We start from the raw sequence: 9437 nt of genomic DNA, 5'->3' as shown, positions 1-9437 counted from the left end.
ACCCAGAGTCGGCGCGAACTCGATCGCAGAACGACCCGCGATCAGCCCTCGAACCGCGCCCGCCCGCGTCGCCCACGGAATCTTCCTCGACACAACGAACCTCCTCGACGAGGTGTTGCGCTAGGACTCTGAAACCGCCGGGTGGGTTGCGGCGTGTCCTGCCACTTGGAGGCGGCCGGGATGCCGCGCCGCGGGTTCAGGTGGCAGGTGTGGTCGCTTCGTGGGGTGGGTTGCGGCGTGTTCTGCCACCTGAAGCGGGAGGGGATGCCGGTGCAGCGGCATCCCGCCCCGAGAGGCGCTGCGTCAGGCGGCGGGAGCGCGGTGGCGTGCCAGGCGGGCGACGCCGGCCGCGCGCAGACGGTCGGCGACGACGATGCCGAGCCAGGTGGCGCCGACGCAGCTCGCCGTGCACAGCGCGACGAAGGCGACCACGAGCGGCGGCGTCATCGACCACAGGTCGAACGACTGCGCCGCGAGCAGCGGGTAGGCGATGCCGATCGCGACGGCGCCCGCGTAGTGCAGCCACGTCGACCACCGGCGGTACAGCGTCGCGAGGAACGGGAGCTCCGGGATCAGTGACCAGAACAGCGTCGTCGCGACCGCCGAGATCGTGTAGAACGGCGACAGCGCGAGCCCCGACAGCAGCCCCACGAGAAGCCCCGCGAATGGACGGTTCAGCAGCCGCAGTGCGATGACCGCGGGCAGCACCCAGATGCCGGCGATGGCGACCGAGGCGAACGGGACGGCCGCGAAGAGGGCGAGCGAGATCGCCCAGGCGCCGCCGAGCAGCAGGGCTCCCGCCACGCCGATCGCGGCGCACGTCAGCAGGTAGGCGGTGGTGACCTTGCCCATGTCAGTGCCCCGCATCCGTGGTCGCGCGCGCGCCGGTGGCGGTGCGATCGAGGCGCCAGTAGCCGATGAAGCTGATCGCCGACTTCTCGACGCCGTTCGCGACGAGGTGGCGCCGCGCAGACGTCGGCAGCGACTGCTCGCCGACGATGAAGTGGTGCGCACCGGATGCCACCTCGAGCCGCTCGAGCGCGGCGAGGGCGGTGCTGCCGGGCGCGGCATCCGCTTCGCGAACGAGCCAGCGGACCTCGACCCCGGCGGGCGCGTCGAACGGGAGCACGTCGTCGGCGCTCGGGGCCTCGATGAGCGCGACGCCGGTGGCGGTCGCGGGCAGTGACGCGCAGATGCCGGCGACGGCGGGGGCGCCGGTCTCATCGGCGACGAGAACGACCTCGTCCACCCCGCGGTCGGGGTTGAACCCGAGCCCTTCGTCGATGATGACGACGCTCTCGCCCGGCTGCGCCGACTTCGCCCAGTTCGAGGCGGGGCCCGCGTGCTCGCCGCTGCCGTGGAGGACGAAGTCGACGTCGAGTTCGGCTCCGTGACCCTCGGATGCCGGGCGGTACGCGCGCACGGTGTAGCTGCGCATCGCGGGGCGCATCCCGTCGGGGATCCGCAGGAACTTCAGGTAGCCGAACAGCTTGTTCGCCTTCGCGGGGATGCGGTCCAGGCCCGCTTCGCCCGCGACGGGCAGGAAGATGCGGAACCACTGGTCGTAGCCGAGGTAGACGAATCGGTCGATGTCCCCGGCACCGAGGGTCACGCGCATCCAGTGCGGCGCGAGTCGCTCGGTGCGCAGGACGGTCAGGTGCAGGAGTTCCTGCACCTCGGGCTTCACGAGAGCGCTGGCGCGGGCCATCGGCATCCTTCTGTCGCAGGGCGGAGGATCAGGGAGTCCAGGGGAAGAGCGCGATGAGGATCGCCGCGGATGCGGCCCAGCACACGGCGACGAAGATGGTGTCGCGCCGGCGCCACGGCACGACCGTGCGCTCCGTGCGAGCCGGATGGGCGCCGAAGGCGCGGGAATCCATCGCGAGCGCGACGCGCTCAGCGTGGCGGATCGCGCCGGCGAGGAGCGGCACGACGTACCCCCACCAGCGGGCGATCGCGGCGAACGGGCCGCGGCCGCCGTGCGCGCCGCGCACGCGGTGTGCCTGGCGGATCACCTCGAGCTCGTACGCGAACCGCGGCACGAACCGGAACGCCGCGAGCGCGGTGTACCCGATGCGGTACGGCACGCGCAGCTGCTGCACGCTCGCGCGCACGAGCTCCGCTCCCGTCGTGGTGAGCCCCGCGATGAGACCGAGCGCGAGGATCGCCGCGACGCGCACACCGGTCGCCAGGCCGATCTCCAGCGCACCGAGGTGCAGTGTCCACGCCCCGATGGTGAGGAGCGCTGGCGTGCCGTCGACCCGTGTTGGATCGACCCACAGCGAGAGACCCAGCCCGACGACGACCGCGCCGAGCGGCAGCGCGAGGCCGAGGAGGAGTCCGACCTTCCGGGTGAGAGGCGCGCCCACGAGCAGCAGCAGATACGCGAGCCCGACGAACACGAGCGGCGTGACGATGTCGCGGGTGAACACCAGCACGAGCATCGCGGGCACGGGACCGGCGAGCTTCGCGAGCGGGCTCAGCCCGACGAGCAGCCGCCGCGACGGCGCGGCTGCGGCGTAAGGATCGACGACCGCGCTCATGCGTCCGGGTCCAGTTCCGAGAGCGCGGTCACCGTCGCGAACCGCGGATGCCGCGTCACGCCCGACAGCGCTGCGCGCAGCGGCGGGACGCGGAGGCCCTGTGCGCGCAGCAGCGCCTCGTCGGCGAAGACCTCGGCGGTGGCGGCATCCGCCACGATCCGACCGTCACCGACGACGATCGTGCGGCGGGCGTACTCGGCGACCAGCTGCATGTCGTGGGTGACGACGAGGACGGTCGTCCCGGCCTCGTTCAGCTCGCGCAGCAGGCGGAGCAGCTCGTCGGCGCGAGCACGGTCCTGCCCGAACGTCGGCTCGTCGAGCGCGAGGATCGGCGCGCCGCCGATGAGCGCGGTGCCGACCGAGAGGCGCCGCTTCTGGCCGCCCGAGAGCAGGAACGGGTGCACGTCCGCTTTGCCCGCGAGGCCGAAGCGCTCGAGCATCGCCATGGTGCGCGCCCGCACCTCGTCGGCGGGGAGCCCCCGGCCGCGGAGACCGTGCGCGAGCTCGTCGAACACCGTGGGCGAGATGAACTGGTGCTCGGGGTTCTGGAACACGAAGCCGATGCGGCGAGACAGGTCGCGCAGCGCCGTGCGGGCGGGGTCGGCGCCGTCCACGGAGACGGTGCCGCGCGGCGGCGGGATCACGCCCGCGATCGCCTGGACGAGGCTCGTCTTGCCGGCGCCGTTCGCCCCGACGACGGCGACGAACTCTCCGGCACCGACCTGCAGGGCCACGTCGTGCAGCACCGGCCGGCGGCCCCTCTGCAGGGTGAGGCCCCGCACGTCGATGACGGGCGCGGCAGTGGTCTCGTGCGTGAGCTGTGCCGAATGCAGGGAGAAAGCCGCGTTTTCGGCGCCGTCGACGCCGGATGCGCCCGTTCCACCTGCATTCGGTACGCCGCCGCCCGGTGCCCACCCCGCCGGAGCCTCAGCGGCCTCGAGTGCGTCGCGCAGTTCGGCCGGGGTCAGCGGCATCCGTTCGAACGACCAGCCGGCTCGCCGCAGCGACAGCGCCGCCATCGTCGACACCGGCAGCCACACGCCGAGGTCGTGCAACTCCTCGGCGTGGTCCCGCAGGACGGCGTCGACACCGCCGACGGCGACCGTCCGGCCGTCGGCGTCGAGCACCACGACCCGGTCGGTGAGCTGCACCGCCGCGTCGAGATTGTGCTCGACGAGCAGGATCGAGCGGCCGTCGGCCACGACGGTGCGGAGGGCGTCGTACACGTCGTCGATGCCGGCGGGGTCGAGATTGGCGGTCGGCTCGTCGAGGACGAGCAGGTCGGACCCCATGGCCAGCGCCGACGCGATCGCGAGCCGCTGTTTGCCGCCGCCCGACAGGCGGTCGGGGTTCTCGTCGCGCCGCTCCCACAGACCGACCTGGCGGAGTGCCCGCTCGGTGCGCCCGAGGACCTCGTCGACCGGCAGCAGGAGGTTCTCGGGGCCGAACGCCACGTCGTCGCGGAGGGTTCCCGTGATCAGCTGCGCATCAGGGTCCTGGAAGACCATGCCGACGTGGCGCGCGAGTGAGGCGACGGATGCCGCGGTGGTGTCCGTCCCGTGGACGAGCACCGAGCCGGTGAGTCGGGCGGGAACGGCGTGGGGGATGAGTCCGTTCAGCGCGAGCGCGAGGGTCGACTTGCCTGATCCGCTCGGCCCGAGCACGAGGACGACCTCGCCCGGTGCGACTTCGAAGGTCACGGATGCCGGGGTCGCGGCGTCTTCGCCTTCGTGTGTGACCGCGAGGTCGCGCACGCGCAGCAGCGGCGGGGGCGTCGGGCGGTCGCGCGGCGCCTCGGCCGCGGCGTTGCCGGGAGCGGCAGAGGTCACGGAGGGTCCAAACCGAGGGAAGCTGTCCCTCCAGGTTAGCCTGCCCTAACTTGAGGGCCAACCGTGTGTCAGACCCGGCGGGCGACGCCGGCGCGGCGCAGCTGTTCGCCGACGGCGAGCCCTGCCGCCGTCCAGGCGACGGGGCCGAGCACCGAGATGGCGAGGTAGGTGATCTGCGCCCACGGGGGCAGCGTCGCCAGGTCGGCGACGAAGAAGACGACGACGGCGACCACGACGCCCACGATCGCGCCGGAGAGCAGGAACCGCCACGCGCCCCACGCGCGGTACCGGGTCAGCGCGGCGATGCCCTCCTGGATCGCGCCGAACAGGAGGGCGGTCCCGATGAAGCGACCGATCCAGGCCGGGTTGGCGGCGGTGGCGACGAGAGCGGCGAGCAGGTGGGTCGTGAGCGCGACCAGCGGCAGCCGGAAGACCTGCTGCGCGATGATCCCGGGCAGGACGTGCGAGCCGAGGACGAGCCCGTAGGCGAACGGCGCGGCGACGAGGACGACCGGAGTCAGCAGGCCCGCAATCCCGCCGAGGATTCCCGTCGCCACACCGATCGCGGCGCAGACGAGGAGCACACGCGTCGAGAGGGTCCGGGCCACGTTTCCAGCGTATCGGCGCGCGGAACGCCGGGATCGGGGCGGGCCGTGCAAAAGGATCGGCATCCGTCATAGGCGACGCATGGATGCCGCAGAGATTCCGATGAGTGCGCTGTTCGCCGCCGCCATCGCGATCGCCTGGCTGCATGACCGGCGAAGGGCGGCCGCCTGATGTTCGGGCTCAGCGTCGAGAAGCTCGTCCTCGTGGCGTTCCTGGCGGCGATGATCATCGGCCCGAGCCGGCTCCCTGCGCTCGCGCAGCGTCTCGGCGAGCTGATCCGTGCGCTCCGCAGCATCGTGGATGCCGCGCGGGCACGCGCCGAGACCGAGGTCGGTCTCACTGCCGACGACTGGCGCTCCCTCGACCCGCGGCAGTACGACCCGCGGCGCATCGTCCGCGAGGCTCTCGTGCCCGATTCGGCTGCGCCGGAGCCGGGTGAGGAGGTCGCGAATCCCCCCCGCGGCTCCCCGCGCGCGGTCGACCCGGGTCACCGGCAGCTCGGGGCATCCGCGCCGCCTGTTCGATCCGGCATCCGCGGGTCGGTCGCCGGTCGACGCCGCTCTCAGCTCCGCCGTCGTCGCTGAGTGAGTCGGACGGTCGGCAGGGGCGGCGCCGGTATGCGCTCATCGCCATGGCCGACGACGTGCCCGAAGCGCTCCGATCCCGCCTCCCAGGCGTCCCGCGCCGCGACGATCTCGTCGTGGTTGCGGCCGACGAAGTTCCACCACATGACGATGTCGCTCTCGAACGGTTCGCCGCCGAGCAGGAACACCGTGGCATCCGTCGCCGATTCGAGCTCGATCCCGGTGCGGCCGAGGCCCAGATAGAGCAGACCGTTGACGGGAACGGCGGTCGGGTCGGTGTCGGCGAAGACGAGCGGCTCGCCGTCGACGCCCACGACGGCGTGCTCCCATCCCGGCTCGAGCGGCAGGGTGATGCGGGTGCCCGCGGGGAGGAACACCTCGGCGCCGACGATGGGCGTGTAGACGGTGGCGGGAGAGCGGATGCCGGCGAGCTCGCCGACCACGACCACGGCGGCCGCGCCACCCTCGAACTCCGCGATCGGGAGGTTGGTGTGCCGTTCGAAGTCGCGCTCACCATGGCGACGGGACTCGGGGAGCGCCACCCAGAGCTGCAGCGCATCGGTGGCGACCGGACCGTCGCCGACGGAGTACTCGGAGTGGGAGATCCCGGCTCCGCTGGTCATGATGTTCAGCTCGCCGCGCTTGATGACGACATCAGAGCCGAGCGCGTCGCGGTGACGGGTCTGGCCCGTGAACGGCCATGTGACCGTCTGCAGACCGATGTGCGGGTGCGGCTCCACGCGCATGGTCGTCACCTGCGGGCCGAACCGGTCGAGGAAGCACCACGCGCCGATCATCGGCAGTTGGCGCTGCGGCAGCGAACGGTGCACCGTCATGCCGCGCACGCCCCCGAGCGGCACTTCCCGCGCCTCAAGGAGCAACGACCGTGGTCCATCGCACGATGCGGGCGCCTCGCGGGTCTCGGTCGGGTCGAGATCGAGCCGCGTCATTCCGGCTCTGCAGCCTCGCTGCCGGCGTCGTCGGCGGTGGGCCGCCACGACACCTCGAGACCCGGAACCTCATTGTTCCGCACGTACTTCACGACGAAGGGGCAGACCGGCACGACCGTGTCGCCGCGTTCGGCCAGGTCGGCGAGCGCCTCCCCGACCAGGGACTCGCCGAGCCCTCGGCCGCTGTAGGCCGGGTCGATCCGGGTGTGGGGCAGGACCGTCCGGCCCTGCTCGTCCGGTTCGATCACGGTGAAGCCGGCGACCGTGTCGTCAATGAGGATCTCGTAACGGTTCCGCTCGTCGTTGCGCACAACCCGGGTGGGTGTTTCGGTCACGGTGGTGCCCCTCTCTCGCGTGCCTCCCAACCTAGAGTCCCGCCCGCGCGCCACGCCAGAGTCTCTCCTCCCCACCCGGAGCGGATGCCGTTCGTCGCAGCGGCGACGCCGCTCGGCGCATCGCGGGCGCGGCGGCGCGGACCGCGCGGCATCCGTCTTCCTACGCTGAGGCGCACGCAAAGACGCGCATGAAGGAGTCACCATGTCTGCACCGTCGCGCCGTGGCAAGGACACCACGCTCGACCCGGATGCCGGAGTCCGACCGGATCCGTCGCTTCCCCCCGTCGCCCTCACCGAGGAACAGAAGGTCAAGGACGGCCGCTGGACCCCGATGAAGATCATCCTCTGGGTGGCCATCGGCCTCATCGGCGGACTCGGCTGGACGATGCTCGCCATCGTCCGCGGCGAGACCGTCAACGCGATCTGGTTCGTGTTCGCCGCTGTGGCGACGTACCTCATCGCCTATCGGTTCTACTCCAAGGTCGTCGAGAAGTACCTGCTCCGTCCCGACGACCGCCGCGCCACCCCGGCCGAGGTCAAGCAGGACGGCAAGGACTACGTCCCCACCGACCGCCGCGTGCTCTACGGGCACCACTTCGCCGCCATCGCCGGCGCCGGCCCGCTCGTCGGCCCCGTGCTCGCCGCGCAGATGGGCTTCCTGCCCGGCACGATCTGGATCATCGTCGGCGTCGTGCTCGCCGGTGCCGTCCAGGACTACACCGTCCTCTTCTTCTCGATGCGGCGCGGTGGCCGCACCATCGGCCAGATGGCGCGTCAGGAGCTCGGCAAGATCGGTGGCACGGCAGCGATCATCGCGTCGCTGCTGATCATGCTGATCATCGTCGCGATCCTCGCGCTGGTCGTCGTCAACGCGCTCGGTGAGAGCCCGTGGGGTGTCTTCTCCGTCTCGATGACGATCCCGATCGCCCTGTTCATGGGCCTGTACCTGCGCTATCTCCGTCCCGGCAAGGTCACCGAGGTCTCGATCATCGGCTTCATCCTGCTCATCGCCGCGATCGTCGCCGGCGGCTGGGTCGCCGAGACCGCGTGGGGCCAGGAGTTCCTCCACCTCGACCGCACCGTCATCGCGTGGGGCATCATCATCTACGGCTTCATCGCCGCGGTCCTCCCCGTCTGGCTGCTGCTCGCGCCCCGCGACTACCTGTCGACCTTCATGAAGATCGGCGTCATCGTCATGCTCGCCGGGGCGATCGTGCTGGTCCGGCCCGAGATCACCGTCCCCGCCGTCACCGAGTTCGCCCTCGAAGGCACCGGGCCGGTGTTCGCCGGTCCACTGTTCCCCTTCCTGTTCGTGACGATCGCGTGTGGAGCGCTGTCGGGCTTCCACGCACTGATCTCCTCGGGCACGACGCCCAAGCTCGTCGAGAAGGAGCGTCAGACCCGCTTCATCGGGTACGGCGGCATGATCATGGAGTCCTTCGTCGCGATCATGGCGCTCGTCGCCGCGATCTCGATCGACCAGGGCATCTACTACGCGATGAACGCATCGGCTGCGGCCACTCAAGGCACCGTCGAGGGAGCCGTCGCCTTCGTGAACTCGCTCGGGATCGCCGGGGTGAACCTGACCCCCGAGATGCTCACCAGCACGGCCGCGGCCGTCGGTGAGGAGTCGGTGGTCTCCCGCACCGGTGGTGCCCCGACCCTTGCGCTCGGCCTCGCCCACATCATGCAACAGGCCCTCGGCGGCCCCGCGATGATGGCGTTCTGGTACCACTTCGCCATCATGTTCGAGGCGCTGTTCATCCTCACCGCCGTCGACGCCGGCACCCGTGTCGCGCGCTTCATGCTGCAGGACTCGATCGGTGCGTGGGTCCCCAAGTTCCGTGACGTCTCGTGGCGTCCGGGCGTCTGGATCACGACGGCGGTCATGGTCGCCGGCTGGGGAGCGATCCTCATCCTCGGCGTGACCGACCCGCTCGGCGGCATCAACACGTTCTTCCCGCTGTTCGGCATCGCCAACCAGCTGCTCGCGGCGATCGCGCTCGCCGTCGTCCTGACGATCGTCGCGCGCCGCCGGGACTTCCGGGGCCTGTGGATCGTGGCGCTGCCGCTGGCGTTCATCACCGTGGTGACCACGGTGGCCAGCTTCCACAAGATCTTCTCCCCGGTGCCCGCGGTGGGCTACTGGGCCCAGCACACCGCGTTCAAGGACGCGCTGGCCGCCGGTCAGACGAGCTTCAAGGCGGCGAAGACCCCCGAGGCCATGGAGGCCGTGGTGCGCAACACCTTCGTGCAGGGCACCCTCTCGATCGTCTTCCTCGTGCTGGCGCTGATCGTCATCACCACCTCGGTCCTGGCCGCCATCCGCGCGTTCCGCACCACGGAGGTCGTCGACCACCAGGACCCGTACGTGCCCTCGCGGCGCTTCGCCCCGTCCGGCCTGATCGCCACGGCGGAGGAGAAGGAGATCCAGGCGCAGTGGGACGCGCTGCCGGCGGAGAAGCAGCCGGTCCGGGGGCATTGACGTGACCTCCGACGTCGGCGCCTCCCGGAGCGCCTCCGCCGCGCCGCTGGCCCGCGCCTGGGGCGCGGTCCGGTGGTGGGTGCGCGGCGTGAACGGGGAGGACGT

9 protein-coding genes are annotated in these 9437 nt (G+C 71.4%); 2 read left to right on the top strand and 7 right to left on the bottom strand.

Annotated elements, in window-relative coordinates:
- Positions 1–303: 303 nt before the first annotated feature.
- The 5 genes from ACHFGS_RS01520 to ACHFGS_RS01500 form a co-directional block, all read right to left on the bottom strand.
- Positions 304–852, bottom strand: coding sequence for an ECF transporter S component (locus tag ACHFGS_RS01520; RefSeq protein WP_394280129.1), 549 nt, complete (start codon positions 850–852; stop codon positions 304–306).
- 1 nt (position 853) lies between these two features.
- Positions 854–1708, bottom strand: coding sequence for a siderophore-interacting protein (locus ACHFGS_RS01515; RefSeq protein ID WP_394280128.1), 855 nt, complete (start codon positions 1706–1708; stop codon positions 854–856).
- Positions 1709–1736: 28 nt separating this feature from the next.
- Entirely contained in the window at positions 1737–2543 is an 807-nt protein-coding gene (locus ACHFGS_RS01510) for an energy-coupling factor transporter transmembrane component T (protein WP_394280127.1), read from the bottom strand.
- The gene (locus ACHFGS_RS01505) at positions 2540–4372 is read right to left on the bottom strand and encodes an ABC transporter ATP-binding protein (RefSeq protein WP_394280126.1); all 1833 of its coding nucleotides are present in this window, start codon (positions 4370–4372) and stop codon (positions 2540–2542) included. The genes ACHFGS_RS01510 and ACHFGS_RS01505 overlap by 4 nt, the downstream gene beginning before the upstream one ends.
- Before the next feature lie 68 nt (positions 4373–4440).
- Positions 4441–4980, bottom strand: a complete 540-nt coding sequence (locus ACHFGS_RS01500) for an ECF transporter S component (protein WP_283715416.1) — start codon at positions 4978–4980, stop codon at positions 4441–4443.
- Positions 4981–5148: 168 nt separating this feature from the next.
- Here ACHFGS_RS01500 and ACHFGS_RS01495 point away from each other — a divergent pair, with 168 nt between their 5' ends.
- A complete protein-coding gene (locus tag ACHFGS_RS01495) occupies positions 5149–5562 on the top strand; it encodes a twin-arginine translocase TatA/TatE family subunit (RefSeq protein WP_394280125.1) in 414 nt (137 codons plus the stop codon).
- Here the strand turns inward: ACHFGS_RS01495 and ACHFGS_RS01490 are convergent.
- Both ACHFGS_RS01490 and ACHFGS_RS01485 read right to left on the bottom strand, forming a co-directional pair.
- On the bottom strand, positions 5541–6512 hold the full coding sequence (locus tag ACHFGS_RS01490) for a pirin family protein (protein WP_394280124.1): 972 nt from the start codon (positions 6510–6512) through the stop codon (positions 5541–5543). The two genes, ACHFGS_RS01495 and ACHFGS_RS01490, sit on opposite strands and share 22 nt — an antisense overlap.
- A complete protein-coding gene (locus ACHFGS_RS01485) occupies positions 6509–6847 on the bottom strand; it encodes a GNAT family N-acetyltransferase (RefSeq protein WP_394280123.1) in 339 nt (112 codons plus the stop codon). The genes ACHFGS_RS01490 and ACHFGS_RS01485 overlap by 4 nt, the downstream gene beginning before the upstream one ends.
- Before the next feature lie 202 nt (positions 6848–7049).
- Here ACHFGS_RS01485 and ACHFGS_RS01480 point away from each other — a divergent pair, with 202 nt between their 5' ends.
- Positions 7050–9332 carry a carbon starvation CstA family protein gene (locus ACHFGS_RS01480; RefSeq protein ID WP_394289080.1) on the top strand — a complete coding sequence of 761 codons (2283 nt, stop codon included), beginning with the start codon at positions 7050–7052 and terminating at the stop codon, positions 9330–9332.
- Positions 9333–9437 lie beyond the last annotated feature (105 nt).

Origin of the sequence: Microbacterium sp., from assembly GCF_043427715.1 — a bacterium.
Taxonomy (GTDB): domain Bacteria; phylum Actinomycetota; class Actinomycetes; order Actinomycetales; family Microbacteriaceae; genus Microbacterium.
This window is presented reverse-complemented; position numbering and strand designations above follow the sequence as displayed.

What these genes read in the sequence shown, in the direction of transcription:
- ACHFGS_RS01520 (WP_394280129.1), bottom strand. Translation starts at nt 852, where the DNA reads ATGGGCAAGGTCACCACCGCCTACCTGCTGACGTGCGCCGCGATCGGC.
- ACHFGS_RS01515 (WP_394280128.1), bottom strand. Translation starts at nt 1,708, where the DNA reads ATGGCCCGCGCCAGCGCTCTCGTGAAGCCCGAGGTGCAGGAACTCCTG.
- ACHFGS_RS01510 (WP_394280127.1), bottom strand. Translation starts at nt 2,543, where the DNA reads ATGAGCGCGGTCGTCGATCCTTACGCCGCAGCCGCGCCGTCGCGGCGG.
- ACHFGS_RS01495 (WP_394280125.1), top strand. Translation starts at nt 5,149, where the DNA reads ATGTTCGGGCTCAGCGTCGAGAAGCTCGTCCTCGTGGCGTTCCTGGCG.
- ACHFGS_RS01490 (WP_394280124.1), bottom strand. Translation starts at nt 6,512, where the DNA reads ATGACGCGGCTCGATCTCGACCCGACCGAGACCCGCGAGGCGCCCGCA.
- ACHFGS_RS01480 (WP_394289080.1), top strand. Translation starts at nt 7,050, where the DNA reads ATGTCTGCACCGTCGCGCCGTGGCAAGGACACCACGCTCGACCCGGAT.